The organism is Paraclostridium sordellii (assembly GCF_000953675.1).
Classification (GTDB): domain Bacteria; phylum Bacillota; class Clostridia; order Peptostreptococcales; family Peptostreptococcaceae; genus Paraclostridium; species Paraclostridium sordellii.
Genome location: NZ_LN679998.1, coordinates 487,908 through 509,496 on the forward strand (window position 1 = coordinate 487,908; position 21,589 = coordinate 509,496).

Annotated in this window: 21 protein-coding genes and 1 tRNA gene; 17 read left to right on the plus strand and 5 right to left on the minus strand. The window is 27.9% G+C overall.

All coding sequences use genetic code 11. From position 1 onward, the window contains the following. Positions 1 to 216: 216 nt before the first annotated feature. From ilvA to sdaAA, 4 genes are all read left to right on the plus strand, one after another. Positions 217 to 1,428, plus strand: a complete 1,212-nt coding sequence (gene ilvA, locus ATCC9714_RS02350) for a threonine ammonia-lyase (RefSeq protein ID WP_021129062.1) — start codon at positions 217 to 219, stop codon at positions 1,426 to 1,428. Between the two features lie 163 nt (positions 1,429 to 1,591). Beyond that, a complete protein-coding gene (locus tag ATCC9714_RS02355) occupies positions 1,592 to 1,975 on the plus strand; it encodes a RidA family protein (protein WP_101508183.1) in 384 nt (127 codons plus the stop codon). A 122-nt stretch (positions 1,976 to 2,097) separates the two neighbouring features. Next, positions 2,098 to 2,772 carry an L-serine ammonia-lyase, iron-sulfur-dependent subunit beta gene (gene sdaAB / locus ATCC9714_RS02360; RefSeq protein WP_021129061.1) on the plus strand — a complete coding sequence of 225 codons (675 nt, stop codon included), beginning with the start codon at positions 2,098 to 2,100 and terminating at the stop codon, positions 2,770 to 2,772. 23 nt (positions 2,773 to 2,795) lie between these two features. Next, a complete protein-coding gene (gene sdaAA, locus ATCC9714_RS02365) occupies positions 2,796 to 3,674 on the plus strand; it encodes an L-serine ammonia-lyase, iron-sulfur-dependent, subunit alpha (RefSeq protein WP_054630661.1) in 879 nt (292 codons plus the stop codon). 26 nt (positions 3,675 to 3,700) lie between these two features. Here sdaAA and ATCC9714_RS02370 read toward each other — a convergent pair whose 3' ends face one another. Then, positions 3,701 to 5,098, minus strand: a complete 1,398-nt coding sequence (locus ATCC9714_RS02370) for a D-alanyl-D-alanine carboxypeptidase family protein (RefSeq protein WP_081013628.1) — start codon at positions 5,096 to 5,098, stop codon at positions 3,701 to 3,703. A gap of 77 nt (positions 5,099 to 5,175) precedes the next feature. On the opposite strand from ATCC9714_RS02370, the gene ATCC9714_RS02375 reads away from it, so the two are divergent. The 4 genes from ATCC9714_RS02375 (at position 5,176) to selB (ending at position 10,287) form a co-directional block, all read left to right on the plus strand. Further along, entirely contained in the window at positions 5,176 to 5,856 is a 681-nt protein-coding gene (locus ATCC9714_RS02375) for a helix-hairpin-helix domain-containing protein (protein WP_057544368.1), read from the plus strand. 61 nt (positions 5,857 to 5,917) lie between these two features. Further along, complete coding sequence (gene selD / locus ATCC9714_RS02380; RefSeq protein ID WP_081013627.1) at positions 5,918 to 6,964, plus strand: selenide, water dikinase SelD; 1,047 nt, start codon at positions 5,918 to 5,920, stop codon at positions 6,962 to 6,964. Between the two features lie 27 nt (positions 6,965 to 6,991). After that, a complete protein-coding gene (gene selA / locus ATCC9714_RS02385; protein WP_057544370.1) occupies positions 6,992 to 8,401 on the plus strand; it encodes an L-seryl-tRNA(Sec) selenium transferase in 1,410 nt (469 codons plus the stop codon). A gap of 2 nt (positions 8,402 to 8,403) precedes the next feature. Next, complete coding sequence (gene selB / locus ATCC9714_RS02390) at positions 8,404 to 10,287, plus strand: selenocysteine-specific translation elongation factor (protein WP_057544371.1); 1,884 nt, start codon at positions 8,404 to 8,406, stop codon at positions 10,285 to 10,287. A 41-nt stretch (positions 10,288 to 10,328) separates the two neighbouring features. Here selB and ATCC9714_RS02395 read toward each other — a convergent pair whose 3' ends face one another. After that, positions 10,329 to 11,375 carry an FAD:protein FMN transferase gene (locus ATCC9714_RS02395; RefSeq protein WP_057544372.1) on the minus strand — a complete coding sequence of 349 codons (1,047 nt, stop codon included), beginning with the start codon at positions 11,373 to 11,375 and terminating at the stop codon, positions 10,329 to 10,331. 61 nt (positions 11,376 to 11,436) lie between these two features. Between ATCC9714_RS02395 and ATCC9714_RS02400 the strand changes: the two genes are divergently transcribed. The 3 genes from ATCC9714_RS02400 (at position 11,437) to ATCC9714_RS02410 (ending at position 12,779) form a co-directional block, all read left to right on the plus strand. Then, positions 11,437 to 11,799 (plus strand): NusG domain II-containing protein, encoded by a 363-nt coding sequence (locus ATCC9714_RS02400; protein WP_057544373.1) that lies wholly within the window; start codon positions 11,437 to 11,439, stop codon positions 11,797 to 11,799. Between the two features lie 14 nt (positions 11,800 to 11,813). Next, complete coding sequence (locus ATCC9714_RS02405; protein WP_021124944.1) at positions 11,814 to 12,488, plus strand: uracil-DNA glycosylase; 675 nt, start codon at positions 11,814 to 11,816, stop codon at positions 12,486 to 12,488. A 194-nt stretch (positions 12,489 to 12,682) separates the two neighbouring features. After that, positions 12,683 to 12,779 (plus strand) — tRNA-Sec (locus ATCC9714_RS02410). 37 nt (positions 12,780 to 12,816) lie between these two features. On the opposite strand, the gene ATCC9714_RS02415 is transcribed toward ATCC9714_RS02410, so the two are convergent. Next, complete coding sequence (locus ATCC9714_RS02415; protein ID WP_057544374.1) at positions 12,817 to 13,542, minus strand: hypothetical protein; 726 nt, start codon at positions 13,540 to 13,542, stop codon at positions 12,817 to 12,819. 79 nt (positions 13,543 to 13,621) lie between these two features. Between ATCC9714_RS02415 and ATCC9714_RS02420 the strand changes: the two genes are divergently transcribed. Further along, positions 13,622 to 14,326, plus strand: a complete 705-nt coding sequence (locus ATCC9714_RS02420; RefSeq protein ID WP_021129050.1) for a tRNA threonylcarbamoyladenosine dehydratase — start codon at positions 13,622 to 13,624, stop codon at positions 14,324 to 14,326. Between the two features lie 93 nt (positions 14,327 to 14,419). Here ATCC9714_RS02420 and ATCC9714_RS02425 read toward each other — a convergent pair whose 3' ends face one another. After that, complete coding sequence (locus tag ATCC9714_RS02425) at positions 14,420 to 15,244, minus strand: ComEC/Rec2 family competence protein (protein ID WP_055338496.1); 825 nt, start codon at positions 15,242 to 15,244, stop codon at positions 14,420 to 14,422. 173 nt (positions 15,245 to 15,417) lie between these two features. Here ATCC9714_RS02425 and ATCC9714_RS02430 point away from each other — a divergent pair, with 173 nt between their 5' ends. The 5 genes from ATCC9714_RS02430 to holA all read left to right on the plus strand — a co-directional run bounded on the left by ATCC9714_RS02430 (position 15,418) and on the right by holA (position 21,010). After that, complete coding sequence (locus tag ATCC9714_RS02430; RefSeq protein ID WP_057544375.1) at positions 15,418 to 16,323, plus strand: DUF2156 domain-containing protein; 906 nt, start codon at positions 15,418 to 15,420, stop codon at positions 16,321 to 16,323. A 1-nt stretch (position 16,324) separates the two neighbouring features. Continuing rightward, positions 16,325 to 17,491: a GNAT family N-acetyltransferase gene (locus tag ATCC9714_RS02435; protein WP_057544376.1), complete on the plus strand. Its 1,167-nt coding sequence runs from the start codon at positions 16,325 to 16,327 to the stop codon at positions 17,489 to 17,491. 126 nt (positions 17,492 to 17,617) lie between these two features. Next, the gene (locus ATCC9714_RS02440) at positions 17,618 to 18,640 is read left to right on the plus strand and encodes a BMP family lipoprotein (protein WP_057544377.1); all 1,023 of its coding nucleotides are present in this window, start codon (positions 17,618 to 17,620) and stop codon (positions 18,638 to 18,640) included. 104 nt (positions 18,641 to 18,744) lie between these two features. Continuing rightward, on the plus strand, positions 18,745 to 20,025 hold the full coding sequence (locus ATCC9714_RS02445) for a ComEC/Rec2 family competence protein (protein ID WP_057544378.1): 1,281 nt from the start codon (positions 18,745 to 18,747) through the stop codon (positions 20,023 to 20,025). Further along, on the plus strand, positions 19,979 to 21,010 hold the full coding sequence (gene holA, locus ATCC9714_RS02450) for a DNA polymerase III subunit delta (RefSeq protein ID WP_057544379.1): 1,032 nt from the start codon (positions 19,979 to 19,981) through the stop codon (positions 21,008 to 21,010). The genes ATCC9714_RS02445 and holA overlap by 47 nt, the downstream gene beginning before the upstream one ends. A 110-nt stretch (positions 21,011 to 21,120) precedes the next feature. On the opposite strand, the gene rpsT is transcribed toward holA, so the two are convergent. After that, complete coding sequence (rpsT, locus tag ATCC9714_RS02455) at positions 21,121 to 21,387, minus strand: 30S ribosomal protein S20 (protein ID WP_021124926.1); 267 nt, start codon at positions 21,385 to 21,387, stop codon at positions 21,121 to 21,123. Positions 21,388 to 21,589: the final 202 nt, after the last annotated feature.

Consider the following 21,589-nt stretch of genomic DNA (forward strand, 5'->3'; position numbering starts at 1 on the left):
AAGAAAGCTATCAAAAATTAAATTTAATTTAAAAAATAAAAAATTTTTTTATGGGAAAAATAACAGGAAAACAGAAAATTCAATATGTTTGTAAATTTTTTGACAAATTAAAAAATTACAAAAAAATGTTTTCCTGTTGATTTTTAATAGAAAACTATATACAATAAAGATGTCAAATAAATAAATTAAATCTACACATTATGGGAGTGAACAAAAATGACTAGAGTTACATTAAAAGACGTTCAAGAAGCTAGAGAAACTATAAAAGATATAGTTAAAACAACTGATCTGTTAGAAAGCGTTAAGCTTAGCGAGAAGACTGGGGCAAACGTATACTATAAATGTGAGAACTTACAAAAGACTGGATCTTTCAAAGTTAGAGGGGCTTGTAACAAAATAGCAAGTTTAACTGATGAAGAGAAGGCAAACGGTGTTATAGCATCAAGTGCAGGAAACCATGCACAAGGAGTTGCATTAGGGGCTAAATTAAGTGGGATAAAGGCTACAATAGTAATGCCAGCAACTGCACCACTTGCAAAAGTTACTGCAACTAAAGGATATGGAGCAGAAGTAGTATTAGAAGGTTTAGTATATGATGATGCATATGCAAAAGCTGTTGAAATACAAAAAGAAACTGGAGCAACTTTTTTACATCCATTTAATGACAAATATGTTATGGCTGGACAAGGGACAATAGCTTTAGAAGTATTTGAACAATTAGATAATAAAGTTGACACTATAATATGCCCAATAGGTGGTGGGGGAATAATAGCTGGTATAGCAACTGCTGCTAAAGCTTTAAACCCAAATGTTAAAATAATAGGTGTTCAAACTGCAAATATACCTTCAATGAAAGAGTCTATAGAACATGGACATGTTACAACTGCATTCAAAGCTACTACAATAGCAGATGGTATAGCAGTTAAAACTCCAGGTGAATATACCTTTGAGATAATAAAAGATTTAGTTGATGAAGTTATAGTTGTTGAAGAAAGCGAAATAGCTCAAGCTATGTTATACTTATTAGAAAATCAAAAATTAATAGCTGAAGGTTCAGGAGCAGTATCAACAGCAGCATTATTAAGTGGAAAATATAAACCAGCTAAAGATGAAAACGTTGTATGTATAATATCTGGTGGTAACGTAGATGTTAACACTTTATATAGAGTTATAGGAACTGCATTAACTTCAGAAGGTAGAAGATATGTATTTAAAACTAAAATACAAGATAAGCCAGGTGGATTAGCTGAGTTAACTCAAATAATAAGTGGATTAAATGCAAATATATTAAGTGCTAATATGACTAGACCTCCAAAAGAAACTCTTGGAAGTTTATATCTTGAAATAGAATTAGAAACATTCAACCAAGAACACAAAGATAAAATAAAACAAGCTGTAGAAGCTGCAGGATTTGTAATAGAAGATTAATTTGTGATATAATGGATATGAAAATAAAAAGTGGAAATTTATGGATTATATAAATTTCACTTTTTATCACAAAATTGTATACAGTGTGTACGATTTAGTTGTATAATATTATAGAAAAAAGTATAATATAAACACAAAGTTAAATAAGAAAAGGAGAGATTGGATCATGAAACAAGTAATACATACTGAAAAGGCTCCTAAAGCAATAGGACCATACTCTCAAGCTATAAAAAATGGAAATATGGTATTTGTATCAGGACAAGTTCCATTTAACCCAGAAACTATGGAAATAGTAGAAGGCGGAGCTAAAGAGCAAGCTGCTAGATCATTAGAAAGTTTAAAAGAAATATTAGCTGCATCTGGAGCAACTTTTGCTGATGTAGTTAAGACTACAGTATTTATAAGCGATATGAATGATTTCGCTGAAATAAATGAAGTATATGCTTCTTACTTCGGTGAAAACAAACCTGCAAGATCTTGTGTAGAAGTTGCTAGACTTCCAAGAGATGTTAAGGTTGAAATAGAAGCTATAGCTATAGTAAAATAATAATTGACTTCAAAATGACCATGCCTCTATTGAGTATGGTCATTTTGTAAGTTAGACAAAACTTGGAAATCATTTCCATATACAAAAGAAAAAGACAATTTGACGAAGAGAGGTATTAATTAATGGCTAAAGATTATAGTGTATTTGATGTCGTAGGACCAAACATGATAGGTCCATCAAGTTCGCATACAGCAGGAGCTGCTAGACTAGGAAAGATGGCACTTAAAATAGCAGGACAACCTGTTAAAAGTGTAAAGTTTTACTTACATGGATCATTCGCTGAGACATATAAAGGACACGGAACAGATAAAGCATTAGTTGGAGGAATTTTAGGATTCCAACCAGATGACGCTAGAATAAGAAATTCTTTTGATATAGCTAAAGAAAACGGTGTTGAATTTGAATTTATAAAAACTGATTTAGGAGAAAATGAACATCCTAACACTGTTAAGATGGAAATGACTTTAGAAGATGGATCTACTGCAGAAGTAAAAGGTGCTTCTATAGGTGGAGGAAATATAAAGCTTACTGAAATGGATGGATTACCACTTGATTTCAATGGTGCTAGACCAGCAGTTATACTTGAAATAAAAGATATACCAGGAGCTGTATCTTTCGTAACTGGACTTCTTGCTCATAATAATAAGAATATAGCAAACATGTCTACTAATAAACCAGCAGGAGCTGATTATACATTTGTTACTATAGAAACAGATGAAGCATTAGACAAAGATGTATTAGATCAATTAAGAAAATTCGAAGTTATAGCTAAGGCTGTAGTTTTAGACAAATTCTAATTAGTGAGGAAGGGTGACAGAATATGAAATATAACTTTACAAGTGGAGCAGAATTAATAGAAAAATGTAATGAATTAAATATGACTATAAGTCAATTATGTGTAGAAAGAGAAGTTGAATTAACTGGAGCTTCTAAAGAAGAAGTAAGAGCAAAAATGGCTACAAGCTTAGAAATAATGAAAAAAGGCGTTGAGAGAGCTGTAACAGAAGATATAAAATCGGTTGGTGGACTAATAGGTGGAGAAGCTAAAAAATTAGAAAACCACAGAAACACTCAAAAAACTGTTTGTGGTGGATTAATGAATAAAGCTTTAGCTGCTGCAATGGGAACAATGGAGGTTAATGCTTCTATGGGTCTTATAGTTGCTGCTCCAACAGCTGGTTCTTGTGGTATATTACCAGGAGCTATAGTTACTATAGGAAAAGAGTATGGATTTAGCGATGAAGAAATGATAGATGCATTATTCACAGCCTCAGCTATAGGTGCTATAATAACAAGAAATGCAACAGTTGCAGGTGCTGAAGGTGGATGTCAAGCTGAAACTGGAGCTGCTGCTTCAATGGCTGCTGCTGGTATAGTTGAGTTAATGGGAGGAAGTGTAGAAGCTGCTGTTTCTGCTGCATCTCATTGTTTACAAAATGTAATGGGATTAGTTTGTGATCCAATAGCAGGACTTGTTGAAGTTCCTTGTCAAGGAAGAAATGCTATAGGTGTTGCAAATGCTTTAATATCTGCAGAACTTTGTTTATCTGGAATATTAAATATAATACCATTTGATGAAACTGTAGAGGCTATGTATAAAGTTGGTAGAGGACTTCCTATGGAGTTAAGAGAAACTGCATTAGGTGGAGTTGCTGCAACTTGTACAGGTAATTGCTTAACTAAGAAAATATTTGGATAATAAAAAAGAGGCATATGCCTCTTTTTTTAATATCTTCTTTTACGTCTATGAGTACTTTTTTTATTGGAATAAATATTTTTACGTTTTTTATTTGAGTAAATATTTTTTTTATTTGAGTAAATATTTTTCTTTTTATTGTACACATAATTTCTTCTTTTATTTCTTCTTATTTTCTTTCTAAGTAAAACTAGTAATATAAATAAGACTATTAATCCTAAAACTCCAGCTAAAGCAGAAATTATAAACTTAACTATTTTATTATTTAATATAGATTTAAAAAGATTAGTTACATTATTTTGAGCAATTAAAGGTATATTTGCAATTGGCTTTTTCTCATCATCTTTATAAACCTCTAATGTACCAACTGTATCCCCTTTTTTTATAGGTAGCTTAAAATCATTTAATTTGACTTCAGTTTTGTAAGTTGGATTTTCTTCGTTTTTATTAATAACAGTATAATAACTATACTTTGGCACATAATCTAATTTTCTTTCCTTAGAATACCAAATTGATTTTGAACCTGTGTAAGTAGATTTATCTATTGATTTTTCAGATTTAAAATTATTAAATCCATAATCTAGAAGTGTTCTACTATCTACATATAAATTTGTATCACCATCAGCTTTAAATACTGCTGAAATTAATCTCATATCATCTTTTTTTGCACTAGATAGTAAGCATTTACCTGCATCGTCTGTAAATCCTGTTTTTATGCCATCAACTATATTATATTGAATATCGACCATTTTGCCATCATATGGTATTTGACCTGAACCAGTTAAAAACTGGTTAGTATTTTTTAAAAACCTTTCTTGGTAAAGTGGGGTTGCAGGTATTCTCATCATTTTTGTACTTACTATTTTTCTAAATACATCATTACTCATAGCCTCTCTTGCCATTAAAGCCATATCATATGCAGATGTATAATGTTGAGTATCTGGTAATCCATTAGCATTGTTAAAATGAGTATCAACAGCGCCTATCTTTTTAGCTTCCTCATTCATTAACTTTGCAAATTCAGGAACTGAACCACTTACATGTTCTGCTAAAACTACAGCTGCATCATTGGCCGAAACTAGAAGTAAGCCATCTAGTAATTGTCTAACAGTGAGTTTTTCTCCAGGAACAAGGTACATACTAGTACCGTCGATATGACCTATATTTCCAACGGTTACAACTTCATCTAGGTTTTTTACATGCTTTAGAGTAACATAAGCTGTCCACATTTTTGTTGTAGAAGCTGGATACATTTGAGCATGAGGATTTTTTTGATATAAAATCTTACCACTTGTATAATCCATCAATACTGCATAGGGAGCAGATATATTTGGTGGGGGAGTTTCAGCGAATGAAACACTATTAAATGCAAAGATATTAACAAAGGTTAATGCAAATGCTAATAATATTGAAACTTTTTTTATCATTTTTTGTCCTCCGATTGTAAACTTATATTTTAGTATAACATATTTATGTCAATAATCAAATTTGAAGGAGTGATAAAATGAGTAAAATTAGAAAGTTTTTTCCAATTTTAGTAATAGTGTGTATAATATTTGTGTTTTTTATCAAAAACATTACCCCTATATTAAAAAATGATAATTATATTGTTAGTCAAGCAGAAGATAAAAAAGAAATCAATAAAAATTTTGAGCCAGTACAAAAAGATGAGGATTTAAACATGAATAATTTAGAAAAAATAAATACAGTAAATAAAAAAATAACTATATTTATAAGTGGAGAGATAAAATCTCCAGGAGTTGTTGAACTATATAGTGAAGACAGGTTGATGGATGGAGTGAAAAAGTGTGGAGGAGTAACAGATGAAGCTGATATGAATCGTATAAATCTTGCTATGAAAATATCTGATGAAGGACATTATATAATTCCTAAAATAGGAGAAGAGATTGAAAATGTAAAAGATAAAGGGAAAGAAACTGTAAATCAAACTCAAAACTTAAATGATAATAAATCTGAGCAAAACAAAGAGAATAATAAGATAAATATTAATAACGCATCTTTAATAGAGTTAGATTCTTTACCTGGAGTAGGTGAAGTTACGGCTCAAAAAATTATAGATTATAGAGAAGAAAATACGAAATTTAAATCTATAGAGGAGATAAAGAATGTTAAGGGTATAGGTGAAAATAAATTTAATAATTTGAAAGATTATATTAGTATTTAATAAATTTAAAATTATGTTATTATTAATAATGTAAGACTTGCAAGGGAAGGAGACATATATTATGGAAATAATTAAAAAGCTTACAGATATGACTACATCAGGAGGATGAGCAGCTAAAATTGGGCCAGAGGTACTGGCTGGAGTATTAGCTCAACTACCTAAGAATACATCAGATAAAAAAGAAAATTTATTGGTAGGACTTGAAACATCAGATGATGCGGCAGTATATAAATTAAATGAGAATACAGCACTTATACAAACATTAGATTTTTTTACACCTATGATAGATGACCCATATATATTTGGTCAAATAGCAGCATCTAATTCATTATCAGATGTTTATGCCATGGGAGGAAAGCCTTTGGTTGCTATGAATATAGTGTGCTTCCCAGCTTGTCATGATATGAATGTATTAGCAGAAATTTTAAAAGGTGGGATGGACAAAGTAAAAGAAAGTGGAGCCTTATTAGTAGGTGGACATACTGTTGATGATAAAGAACCTAAGTATGGTTTATCAGTTTCAGGAGTAGTTCATCCAGATAAAGTATTATCTAATGCAACAGCTAAAGTAGGGGATAAACTGGTTATTACTAAACCAATAGGAGTTGGTATTTTAAATACAGCTATGAAGGAAGGTTTAGTTGATGAAGAAACTTCTAAAACTGTAGTTGACACTATGGTACATTTAAATAAATATGCAGCTATGAGTTTTGAAAATATAGATGTAAATTCAGTAACAGACATAACTGGATTTGGGCTTTTAGGGCATGTACTTGAAATGGCAAAAGCATCGGATGTTAGTATTGAACTTGAAGCTAATGAAATTCCTGTATTAAATGGAGCAATTGAAATGGCTAAAATGGGAATAATACCAGCTGGTATGTATAGAAATAAACAGTATATATCTAAGGATGTATATTTAGAAAATATAGATGAATCTACAGAAGATATACTATATGATCCTCAAACATCTGGAGGATTATTAGTATCCGTACCTGAAAAATTTGCTCAAATACTAGTAGAAGACATGAAAAAAAATGGTTCTATAGAGGCAAAAATAATAGGAACTGTTATTGAAAAGAATAATCATTATATAACAGTTAAGTAAAAGACTTATAGGGGGAGTGTGGCTTTAATGAACAAAAGAGAATTATTTGCTCAATTACCGTCAGTAGATGAAGTGTTAAATCAAGAAAAAATAATAGATGCTTTAAATGAATATCCAAGAAATATTTTACTTGAAGCTATAAGAGAAGCTATAGAAGAAAAGCGAAGAGAAATAGTTGACCTAAATCAATGTGATTTTGATAAATTTGAGATATCAATAGAGAAAATAGTATTAAATGTTATAAATAAATGTAATATAAAATATTCATTATCTCTAAAAAAAGTTATAAATGGAACAGGTACAGTACTACATACAAATTTAGGGCGTTCACTTTTAAGTGAGAGTATAAAGGAAGAGCTTTGGGAAGCTGCATCTAGATACTCTAACTTAGAATATGATATAGATAAAGGTCAGAGAGGTTCTAGATATACACATCTTACAGAAACTATAAAAAGATTAACAGGGGCTGAAGATGTTTTAGTTGTTAACAATAATGCAGCAGCTGTACTATTAGTTTTAAGTACTATGGCAAAAGGTGGAGAAGCTATAGTATCAAGAGGTGAACTAGTTGAAGTTGGAGGGTCTTTTAGAATACCAAGTATAATGTCATTAAGTGGAGCCGATTTAGTAGAAGTAGGTTCTACTAATAAAACTCATTTAAAAGATTATGAAGAATCTATAAATGAAGAAACGAAAGTATTAATGAAAGTTCATACAAGCAACTATAGAATACTTGGATTTACACAAAGTGTAGAAGTTGATGAGTTATGTGAACTTGGGAAAAAGTATGACTTACCGGTTATAGAAGACTTAGGTAGTGGTGTATTTTTAGATGTTTCAAAATATGGTCTTAGCTATGAGCCTACAGTACTAGATTCTATAAATAAAGGTGCAGATATAGTTACTTTTAGTGGAGATAAAATGCTTGGAGGACCACAAGCTGGGATTATAGTTGGTAAAAAAGAATATATTGAAAAAATGAAGAAAAATCAACTCACAAGAGCCTTAAGAGTAGATAAGCTTACTATATGTGCTCTAGAAGCTACACTAAGAATGTATTTAGATGAAGAAAAGGCAAGAAAAGAAATTCCTACACTAAAAATGTTAACTTATTCAATGAAAGAATTAGAGGAAAAAGCAAATAAACTATACTCAAAGATAGAGTACTTAAATAAATATGCAGATATAAAAATAGCAAATGGATCATCTCAAGTTGGAGGGGGATCTATGCCTTTAGAGTTAATAGACTCTAAGGTAATTACCATAACTCCAAATGAAATTAATGTAGCCATGTTAGAGAAAAAGTTGAGATTAGGGGATGCTCATATAATAGCTAGGGTATATGATGATAAGTACGTATTAGATGCTAGAACTATATTTGAAGATGAGTTTGAAATAATTAAGGAAGAATTAGAAAAAGCTTTAATAGGAGGGTAAATATGAAAAACGTAATAATAGGTACAGCAGGACATATAGACCATGGAAAAACAACTCTTATAAAAGCTCTTACAGGGAGAGAAACTGATACATTAGCTGAAGAAAAGAAAAGAGGTATTTCTATAAATCTAGGATTTACTTATTTTGATCTACCGAGCAATAAAAGAGCAGGTATAGTTGATGTACCAGGGCATGAAAAATTTATAAAAAATATGCTTGCAGGGGCATCAGGTTTAGATATGGTTTTACTAGTTGTAGCAGCTGATGAAGGGGTTATGCCACAGACTGTAGAGCACATGGATATATTAACATTTTTAAATATTAAAAATGGTATGATTGTATTAACTAAAAGTGATACAGTAGATGAAGAATTTAGAGAGTTAGTGAAAGATGATATACGTGAAAAAATTCAAGGAACTTTTCTAGAAGATGCTGAAATAATAGAAGTTGATTCTATATCAAAGCGTGGTATGAATGAACTTATAAATAAGATAGATAAAATGACTGATGAAATAGAAGATAAAAATTTAGAAGCTCCAGCAAGACTTAATATTGATAGGGTATTTTCTATAAAAGGATTTGGAACTGTTGTAACAGGTACTTTGATAGAAGGTAAGATAAGTATAGATGATGATTTAGTAGTATATCCAAAAGAACTTAAAACAAAGATAAGAAGTATACAAGTCCATGGAGAAAGTGTAGAGACTGCATATGCAGGCCAAAGAACAGCTATAAATATATCTAATGTAAAAGTTGAAGAGATTCAAAGAGGTGATGTGTTAGCATCTGCACATTCTTTAGAAGAAGCTATGATGATAGATGTTAGACTAAGTATAGTAAAACACACAAATCAAGGGCTTAAGCATTGGGATAGATTGAGACTTTATCATGGGACAAGAGAGATTCTTTGTAGAGCAGTTCCTTTAGAAGTGGAAGAAATAAAGCCTGGAGAAAGTGGGCTAGTGCAACTTAGACTAGAAGAGAGTATAGTTGCTAAAAAAGGTGATAAATTTGTTGTTAGAAGATATTCGCCTATGGAAACTATAGGTGGAGGAATAGTAATAGATACTAATCCAAGAAAACATAAGAGATTTGATCAAACTGTTATAGATGCTTTAAAAATAAAAGAAAAAGGTGAACTTACAGATATATTAGAAGCTTACCTTAAAAATAATTCTAGAAGCTATCCAAATATTAAAGAAATAATGAGTTATAGTGGAGAAAGTGAAGAGAATATAAAGAAAGCCTTAGAAAAGCTTGTAGAAGAAGGTAAAGTTGTATGTATTAATAATATGTACATGCACAGAAATCAATATAATAAACTAAAGGAAAATACAGAAGAGGAACTTAATACATACCATAAGAAATTTAGACTTAGAAAAGGTATGTTAAAAGAAGAAGTAAGGTCTAAAATAGAAAGTAAGTTTAAAACAAGAGAGTTTGATATTTTATTAGATATGTTTACAAATGATGAACTTATAAAAGTAGATGGAAATACAGTATCATTAAAAGACTTTAATGTAGTATTAAATGAAAAACAATTAAAAATAAAAGATGAAATTGAAAAAACATTATTAAATTCGGGGCTTAATAATATCTTAACTATTGAAGATATAACAAATAATAAAAAAGAATATGAAGAAGTTTTAGAATCCTTATTAGGAAATACAGTTTTAAGACTTGAAGATAATTATATAATGTCTTCTAAAATTTATGAAGATGCTAAATCTAGATTAATTAAATATCTAGAGGAAAATAAAGAAATAACTTTAGGAGATTATAGAGATCTAGTTAACTCAAGTAGAAAAAATTGTATGATAATCCTTGAAGATTTTGATAGAAATAAAATAACAAAGAGAATAGAAAACAAAAGAGTATTATTTTAATTAGAAAAAAGGTGTATAGATATCTATACACCTCTTTATTTTTAATTTTTTATAGTAAAGTTTGAGTCTATAAGTTTAAAAGAATCTTTTAACCCTGGAGTTAAATATATTTCTTTATTCTTAGTAATAAAAATAGCTTCTGTATTAGGAAGAGACTCTATCAACTTAAGACCTTCTTTTGTACCAAGTGAAAAAGCTGTTGTTGAAAGTGCATCGCAATTCATTGAGTTATTTGAAATTATTGTTACACTGCTAAGTTCATTTTCTACAGGATAGCCTGTTTTAGGGCTTAGAATATGATGATATATTTTTCCGTCTTTTTCTATATATCTTTCGTATATTCCAGATGTAACTATTGAATTATTTGTTGTAGCTAAGCTTCCTATTGAATTACCTCTAGATTTTGTTGGGTCTTGAATTCCAATATTAAACTTATTTTTAGCATCTTTTGTTCCTAATGTATAGATATTACCGCCAAGATTTACTATTGCACCTTCTAGTTTTTGAGTTTCTAGATATGATATAACTTTATCAGCGGCATATCCCTTTGCAATACCACCTAAATCTATTTTTGATCCTTTATGTTTTAACATAACACTATTATTTTTTTCATCTAACAATATATTTTTATAGTTTATTGTAGGTAAAACTGAATTAATTTCTTCTTGAGAAGGAACCCTTGCTTTATCATTTCCTATATTCCATAATTGAACTAATGAACCTATAGATACATCGAAACTTCCGTGAGATAAATCTGAAAAATGAAGTGAAGTTTTGATTACATTGAATGTATCTTTTGAAACTTTCGTAAAAGATTTACCTGCATTTTTATTAATTTTAGAGATATCGCTAGATACTGTAGATGGATTCATTTTATTGTCTACATCTTTTACTATATCTTCGCATTTAGATAATACTTTATTTGCTTTTTTTTCATCTAATTTAGTATATAAGGTTACTTCGTTTACAGTACCGAGATAGTACATAGTTTTAGAATATGTATTTATTTTTCTATTAATTATGAAAAAGGTAGATATAACTATTAAAGCTATAATAGCTATAGAAAATTTAAGTTTTTTATTTTTCATGGTGTGTCCCCTTTATATTTATGATATATTTAATTATATTATATATGCTAGGAGGAGAAAAATGAAGAAAAACGATTTTTTTCTTATTTTAGTTATTGCTATAGTTGTAGGCTTATTCTTTACTTTTAATCACTTTAAAAATAATAAAGGTGATAAAGTTGTTATATATGTAGATAATAAAGTTTATAAAGAGGTTCCTCTTAACAAAAGTGAGGAATTAACTATAAAAACTAAAAGTGGCTACAATAAAGTTAAAGTACATGATGGAGGAGTTGAAATTGAAGATGCTTCGTGTCCAGATAAAGTATGTGTAAAAACTGGATTTATAAAAAAATCAAACAAAAATATAGTTTGTATACCTAATAAGGTTAGTATAAAGATAGTTAGTAATGAAAAAAATGATATAGATGTAATATCGAATTAAGAGAAGGTGATTATATGATTAATATAGGAAATGATTGGGATGAATTGTTAAAAGGAGAATTTGAAAAGCCTTATTACTTAGAGTTAAGAGAGTTCTTGAAAAATGAATATAGTACAAAGATTATATATCCAAATATGTATGATATTTTTAATGCATTAAAATATACTTCATACAAAGATACTAAAGTCTTGATATTAGGTCAAGATCCTTATCATGGAGAAAATCAAGCTCATGGACTTGCTTTTTCAGTAAAACCTGGAGTTAAGACACCTCCATCTTTACTTAATATGTATAAGGAATTAAATTCAGAGTATGGATGTTTCATACCTAATAATGGATTTTTAGTACCATGGACTGAACAAGGAGTACTTTTACTAAATACAGCTCTTACAGTTAGAGCACATGAAGCTAATTCTCATAAGGGTAAAGGATGGGAAGTTTTTACTGATAACATAATAAAACTATTAAATGAAAGACACGATCCAGTTATATTTGTTCTTTGGGGAAACAATGCAAGAAGCAAGAAAAAGCTAATTGATACTCAGAAACATTATATTATTGAATCTGCTCATCCAAGTCCATTATCAGCAAGTAGAGGTTTTTTTGGGTCTAAGCCATTTTCAAAAATTAATAAAATTCTAATTAGTCTTGGAAAAACACCTATAGATTGGCAGATACCTAATATATAATAGCTTATGGATAAATCCATAAGCTATTATATATTAATAATTTTATAGTGAGTAGGTGGCAAAAATTTTGGGATAAAATATTTTTGAGGCATAACTTAAAATTTAAAGTAAAAATATGAAAATGTTTGCTAAAAATAGTTGAAAAAATTTTTTTGCTATGATATTATAAATATGCAAGTGAGAAAACACCCCATGGGGGTGGATGGGTGCTGGTGTGCCCTCTAGTCTTCAAAACTAGTATGAGGAGTTAAGAGCTTCTTGGGTGGGTTCGATTCCCACGCACTCCCGCCAGTAAATAAAAAGTAACTTCAAATTTGAAGTTACTTTTTTATTTTATAAGGTTATTATTTTTATTTATTATAAATTGATTTAAACTATCATCCCAAATGTACAATTCTTTTGAAACTTCTTTTGGTAAATCACTATTGTAATTTGATGTAGTGCATACATAAAGAATTTTAGGCGGAATATCATCTAAAAAATCCATTGTTGCAGATAATGTGTTTTTATTATCACTTTCAAAATTTTCTAATTCTATATATAAATCTTTTTTTAATTTTGATTCATATGTAAATTTATCTTTATAAAAAATTTCTATAAATTTTTTATGGTTTAAATAATTGTCCTTATTTTCTAAATTTTGTTCAATAACTAGGAAATCTTTATAAAAATAAAAATTATCAACTTTTTCTAAATTATCCACTATACAATCAAAAGAGTATGTAGAATCTTTATTTTTTTTGTAAAAGGCTATAAAACATTTATTTTGAGGTAATGTTATAGTAAAGGCCGTAAAGTTATTTGAATCATTTTCAATAGTTTTATGTATTTCAAGTTGCATATAATCTATATATTTTATAAAATCTTCTTTATGAGTATCTTTTAAAATTTGAACAATTAAATTATAATTATCATTACCATTACTAGATATGGCTTCCAATATAGAGGATTCTTCGATGTTTCCATTATAGGAATTTATATCTACTATTAATAAGAAAGAAACAATTATATTTACAATTAGAATATAAAATAGAAAATTTATTAATTTATTCAAAGCATCACCCCTATCTATAAACTAATATTAAATTATATTCTTATAGATAAAAAAAATTACATAAGGAGAAACAGTCATTATGGAGAAAAACTTTAAAACGAGAACGAGTCTTATAATAGGACAAGAAGGATTAGAAAAGTTAAAAAACTCAAATGTTATAGTATTTGGAGTAGGAGGAGTAGGAAGCTTTGCAGCTGAGGCTATAGCTAGAGCTGGAGTTGGAAAGATGACTATAGTTGATTTTGATGATGTTGATATAACTAACATAAATAGACAACTACCGGCACTACATTCAACTATTGGAAGAAATAAAGTTGATGTTATGAAAGAAAGAATATTAGATATAAATCCAGATATAGATATAAAGGCTATTGTGGCTAAGTATAGTGCAAAAAATAGTGATGAACTTTTATGTGAAGACTATGATTACGTTATAGATGCAATAGATATGGTTACATCTAAAATACATTTAATAGAAAGTTGCGTTAAGAAAAATTTAAAGATTGTAAGTTCAATGGGTATGGGTAATAAATTAGACCCTACTAAGATTGTTGTTACAGATATTTATAAAACTCAAATGTGCCCACTTGCTAAAGTTATGAGAAAAGAGCTAAGAGATAGAAAGATAAAAAAATTAAAAGTGGTTTATTCAACAGAACAACCAGTTGAGCTAAAAGAAAAGATAATGAATGGGAAAAAAGTAACTCCTGGAAGTATATCTTTTGTGCCTTCAGTTGGAGGACTTACTATAGCTTCGGTAGTAGTTAACGATTTAATAAAATAAACAAAAAAGCATCTCTAATAGTATAGCAAAGTGAAAAGATATACTTTATCATCGAGCTAGTTTTAGAAGATGCTTTTTATTTAATTTTTTGAATTAATCTGGAGGAGAAGTTGTAGTTATTGTATTTCCGTCGCTATAAAAAGATATATGACCTTGTTTGTCAGTTCTATAGACTTTTGTATTAATTTGGGCTAATCTTAATAATGTGTCTTTATGAGGATGTCCATATGCGTTGTCATATCCACAAGATATTGCAGCTACATCTGGAGTTGTTGATTTTAAAAATTCTTCAGTCGAGGAGTTTTTACTTCCGTGATGAGCTACTTTTAAAAAATCTATATCATTTAGATTAAAATTGTTTATCATTTCAATTTCATTTTCTTTTGTAGCATCTCCAGTAAATAAAAATGATTTATTTTTGTAGTCTAATTTAAAAACTATAGAGTTTGAGTTGCTATCTTCGTGGGTATAAGAAGGATTTAGAATGGTTAATTTTAAATTATCCTCTAAATTTATGATATCACCTTTAGATAAGTATTGAGGTTTTATGTTTTTCTTATTACAAGCTTGTATTAAATTATAGTAAGAATCATTATTAGTATTTTTATTTGGAAGGTAAAGTTTTGAAACTTTAAACTTGTTTATTACATTATCTAAACTTCCTATATGATCAGTATCTGGATGTGTAGCTATTACTAAATCTAAGTTCTTTGCCTTTTTAGCTTTAATAAATTTACTTATAATAAGAGAACTATCTTCATTACCGCCATCTACTAATATATTTGTGTTTTTTGGTGTTTGTATTAAAATACTATCACCTTGACCTACATCTATAATATGAATAGATAATAGATCTTTTTTGCCACAACCTACTAAAAGTGTTATTATAATAAATATTAAAAACGTGATTTTTTTCATTTTTCACTCCAATCATTACCTGTTTATATTGACTATTTAAAGACAATATTAAAGAGTATAATAAATTATTTAATATTTTAGACTATTATTTGAAAGTTAATTCAAAATATTTAAAGATGATTAATTAAGATGAAAAATGTAATATATAAAAAGTATCAAAAGGAGAGTTAGTTATGATTTTTAAAGAGATTGATATAGATTCGTATAAGGAATTAAGACCGTTTTTTAATTCTGTAGATTACGAAGCATGTGAATATTGTTTTACGACCTTATATATGTGGAGGGATATGTATAAAACTAGTTATTATATAGAAGATGATTTTGCTATAATAGTTGGTGAATATGAGGGGGATAGATTCTCTGTATTACCACTTGCTAAAAAAGATAAAATTCATAAAGCAATAGCTTTTATGATAAATTACTTTAAAAATGAAGATCATAGAATATATTTAAGAGCTGTTACGAAAGAAGTGGTTGAACTTTTACAAAAAGATTATCCGGGAAGATTTGAATATATAGAAGAAAGAGATTATTTTGATTATGTTTATGATGCTGAAAGTTTAAGAACTTTAAAGGGAAGAAAAAACCAGAAAAAAAGAAATCATTTAAATTACTTTATCAAGGAGTATGAAGGAAGATTTGAATATAAAAAACTTGATAAAGAAAATTTTGATGATTGTATAACTCTTTTAAAAGCTTGGACTGTTAACAAGGAAGAAAATGGAGATAAAGAAGAAGGAATAGATGATGAGTTTGTTGCTATAAAGAAAATATTTGATCATTATGATGTTTTAAGAGAAGATGTTAAAATATCAGGAATTTATATAGATAATAAATTAGAAGCATTCACTATAGGTGAAAAAATAAATGAACATATGGCCGTAATACACATAGAAAAGGCTAATCCAGAAATAAGAGGATTATATCCATATATAAATCAACAATTTTTGGTGAATGAGTTTCCAGATGTAGAGCTTGTAAATAGAGAAGAAGATTTAGGATTAGAGGGGCTTAGAAAAGCAAAACTTTCATATCATCCATGTAAGTTTGTAGAAAAATATACTGTTACGGAGGCATAGTATGGATATAAGATATGCTAAAGATGGAGATTTAGAGAATATAAAAGATATATGGAACTACTGTTTTGGTGACGAAGAAGCTTTTGTTGATTATTATTTTAATAATAAATACAAATCTAAAAATACAATACTAATTGAAGAAGATGGTGATTTAATGTCATCTCTTCAATTAAATCAATATAAAATAAAATTAAATAACAATACATATGATACTTCATATATAGTAGGTGTATCAACATATCCAAATGCTAGAGGAAAAGGATATATGAAAGATATGATGGAGTTTTCACTAAATGAACTTTATAAAAAAGGGCAATTGGTTTCACTGCTTATGCCTATAGATTACAGGCTTTATAGAAAATATGGATATGAACATTGCTATGATCAAATAGAGTATAAAGTAGATATAAATGATTTAAAACAATTTAAAATAAATGGTGATTTTGAAAAAGTTAAGGATAAACATATACAAGATATGATTAATATTTATAATAATTTTTTAATTAAAAATAATGGATATGTAGTCAGAGATGAAAATTATTATAACAACTTATTTAAAGAAATTAAATGTGAAAATGGACATATGTATATACATAAAGATGAAAATTATGATGGTTATATAATATACTTTATAATGGAAGATACTATGTTTGTCAGAGAAATATGTTATAAAAATATAAATGCTTTAAATTCTATTTTGAAATTTATATTTAACCATAATACACAGTGTAAAAAAGTTACGATTAGATCATCTATAACCGATAGTATAAGATATATTTTGCCTAATTTAAAGACTAGCGAAGTTAACATAAATCCATTTATGATGGGTAGAATTATAAATATACAAGGATTTATAGATAGTTTAAAAATAAAGTGTAACAATTTAGATGAAGCTTATATAGGAGTTGTAGACAATCAAATTGAACAAAATAATAAAGTATTTAAATTAAAAGTTGAAGACAATAAAGTTAGTGCTCAGGCAACTAGTGAAAGAGCTGATATAACCTTAAGTATAAATAATATTAGTCAGTTGGCTTTTTCTTATATAACATTAGATCAAGTATTATTTTTAAATAATATAGAGAAAAATAAAAAAAATAAAAAAGCTATTGATTTATTGAGTGGTATTTTTAATAAATCAAACAACTATATAAATGAATATGTTTAATAAAAAATATCGTAAGTAATTGTTGCTTACGATATTTTTATAGAGAATTTTAAAAATAAATATATTTACATGTGTAAAGACACCTGTTAAAATAATTTTGAAGTCAAATTATCTTAAGGGGGTATTATGGGGAATATTACTAAGTACTTAAAAGGAATTTTTTTAATTTCAGCAGTTTTACTATTCGTAGTTGGTTGTAGCTCGGTTGAAAAAAAAGAAGAAAAGAATGAAAAAAGTAAAGAAGAAGATTTTTCAGTAGGAATTGTACTAGGTGAAGGAGGAGCTAATGATCAAAGCTTTAATCAATCTTCATTAGAGGGGTTAGAAAAGGCTAAGAAAGATCTAGGTATAGATGGTATATATTTAGAGTCAAATCAAGATTCGGATTATGTTCCTAATATAGAAACATTTATAGATAAAGATGTTGATTTAATAATAGGAGTTGGATATACAACAGCAGAATCTATGTTAAATGCAGCTAAAATGTATCCGGATAGAAAATTTGTGATAATTGACCACAATTATAAAGAAGAAGGACAAGAAATACCTAAAAATATGATAAGCGTTACTTTTGATGAAAAAGAAGCTTCTTATTTAGTAGGGTTAATAGCAGCTAAAATGAGCAATGGTAACAAGGTAGGATTCATAGGAGGTATGAAGATACCGAATATAACTAGATTTGAAGAAGGCTTTGAAGCAGGAATAAAATCTGTAAATTCTGATATAAAACTGGTATCTCAATATGCGAACTCATTTGACGATTCAAGTTTAGGAAAGTCTATAGCGAATCAAATGTATTCAAAAGGTGTCGATATAATTTTTTCAGCAGCTGGTGGAGTTGGAACTGGAGCTATTGAATCAGCCAAAGAAAATAATAAATATGCTATAGGAGTAGATATGGACCAAAATAGTTTAGCTCCTAACAATGTAATAACCTCGGCTATGAAAAGAGTTGATATAGGGGTATTTGACATCATATCTAAAATCAAAGGTGGGAGCTTTGAAGGTGGAAAAGTAGTTGTTTATGGATTGAAAGAAAATGCAGTAGGAATAGCGCCTTCTACATCAAAAAATGTATCTAAAGAAGTTTTGAATTTTGTTGAAAATAAAAAACAAGAAATAATAGATGGAAAAATAAATATCAAATAATATAAATAAGAGTATAGGATAAAAATTTATTCTATACTTTTTATTATGGATTTAAAAAAGTATATATGTGCATACTCTAGAAAACTAATAATTAGGAGTTGGACATGAGAAGGCCATTATTAATAATATTTATTATAATTTTATTTATGAGTTTTTTTATATCTAATATGGAAATTAACAAACATAGTGAAAAGAATCAGTTTATAAAGATAGAAGGACTTGTAAAAAATAAAGTAAGAAAAGAAAAATATAATCAATATTATATAAGTGATTATGTAATAAATGATTATTCTAAAAAAATAAATATAAAACCAGGGGATATAGTAGAAGTAAGTGGAAAAATTAAATACTATAAAGAATTAAAGTTTGAAGATTTTAATTATGGAAGATACTTAAAAAGTAATGGATATGAAGGAACTATAGATATAAAATCATATAGGATATTAAATAAAAATGTAATTTATTCTAATATATTTAAATTTAAAGAAAGAATAAGTAAGTCTATAAAATATTTATATAAAGATAAATCAAAGTTTATAAATTCTATACTAATAGGAGAAAAAGAGAATATAGATAAAGAAACAAAAGAAATATTTTCAAAAACAGGGGTAAGTCACATTTTAGCTTTGTCTGGACTTCATGTAAGTATTTTGATAACGATAATTGGATATAGCATTGGAGGAATAAATAGTTTTTATAAGCTCATATTAATTTCTATAATTTTGTGTGTTTATAGTATCATGGTAGGTCAGTCACCATCCATAGTAAGGGCTATTTATTATAGTTTAATATCTTATATGGGAATATTTATTTTTAAAAGGCCAGATGGTATATCTAGTTTATCTTTTATAGGTACAATTTTATTAATAAATAACCCATATATAATCTATAATATGAGTTTTCAATTGTCTTTTTTAGCAACATTGTCTATAATATATTTCTATGGTTATATAAATTCTAAGATTAAAATTAAATTAATTGCACTTACTATATCAGCAAATATACTTACATTACCCATGATATATTTATATTTCAAGAATATATCATTAATTAGTATTATTAGTAATATAGTCGTAGTGCCTTTTTTGAGTATAATTATATATATAAGTATTTTAAGTGCTATAATATTACCGATAAGTTTGACATTGTCAAAAATTATGGTTATAATAAACAGCCTTATAATAGATTTTATAAACCAAACTTTAGAAATGCTATATAATTTGAAATTTAGCTATATAGAATTTGACGAAGTTAACAAATTATTTGTAATTACGTACTACATTTTGGTAGGAATATATATGATATATAAAGAAATAAAGACGATAAAGGAGCAAGAGAATGAATTACAAGGATATCATCAAAAGCATGAACAACAACGAATTTAAAAGTGTATATCTTTTCTATGGAAGAGAATTTTATCTATTGGAAAATGTAATTAAAACTTGTAAAAAAAGTTTAAATGAAAGTATGATTGATTTTAACTTAGATATCCTTGATGGAAAAGAGTTAACACTAGATCAAGTTTTAAGCAATGCAGAGACGTTACCATTTATGGATGAGCGAAAAATTTTAATAATAAAAGACTTTGAACTTTTAAAAGGAAAGAAAAAGAATTTTTCTGATAGTGATGAATCTGAACTTATAGATTATTTAGATAAAATACCAAGCACTACTGTAATTGTTTTTATAGTATATGGAGATGTAGATAAGAGAAAGAGCTTAGTTAAGAAAATAAACAAGGTTGGATTAGTAAATCACTGTGATAAATTAAGTGATATGGATCTTTTTAAGTGGGTTAAAAATAAATTTAAGCAAAAAGAAGTTGTTATAAATGATTCAGAAGTAATGTATTTTATAGAACAAGAAGGATATAGGGATAAAAACAGTGAAAAGACCTTATCTGATTTAGAGAATGAGATAAATAAAATAAGTTCTTTTGTAGGAACAGGAAACAACATAACTAAAGAGGTTATAGATAAACTATCTCAGAAAAAAGTAGAAAATGATATATTCAAATTAATAGATGAGATAGGAAATAAAAATTCTTTACATGCTATGAAAATAGTTACAGATATGATTTTAGAAGGTGAATCAGTACTTGGTATATTTGCTATGGTTTCAAAACAATTTAAACTTGTTATGCAAGCAAGACAACTTCAAGTACAAGGATATTCTTCTAAGGTAATAGCAGAAAAAGTTGGAGCACATCCTTTTGTAATTACTAAAGCACTAAAACAAGGAAGACTATTTTCAGATGAAGTTGTAGTAGATATGCTAAATTTTATATTAGAAAGTGATTTTAAAATAAAAAATGGGTTGATGAGAGATACTCTTGCATTAGAAATACTAGTAAGCAAGTACTGCCAATAAAAGGACTGTAAAGTTTTACAGTCCTTTTTATATTTATAATGAAATGAAAATACACAAAAGAAAAGACCCTTGATAAAATCAAGGGTCAATATCTATATCTAAACGGATAATTAAGCGTTCATTCCGTTTAATTTTTGAGCTAATTTAGCAACTTTTCTAGCTGCAGCGTTTTTGTGTATAGTTCCTTTAGAAGCTACTTGAGATATTCTCTTTTGAGCGTATTGGAATCTAGCAACAGCCTCTTCTCTGTTTCCTGCAGTAACAGCTTCTTCAAACTTTCTTATAGCAGTTTTTATTTGAGATTTTCTAGCTCTATTTAAAGCAGTTTTCTTTTCGATAACTTTTATTCTTTTCTTTGCTGATTTTATGTTTGCCATCCGGTTCACCCCCTCGTGAGTAGTTTATATTATTCATCGTCAACATATTAGATTTTAACAGAAATAAATCTAAAAATCAAGGATAATTATTATTAACTTTTTAATATCTTTCCATTTGACTTTTTAGATTATAACCTATATCAAGATATTTTACAACCACGAAATTAATTATTCTAAAAAATTTTAAATTAACTTTATTTGG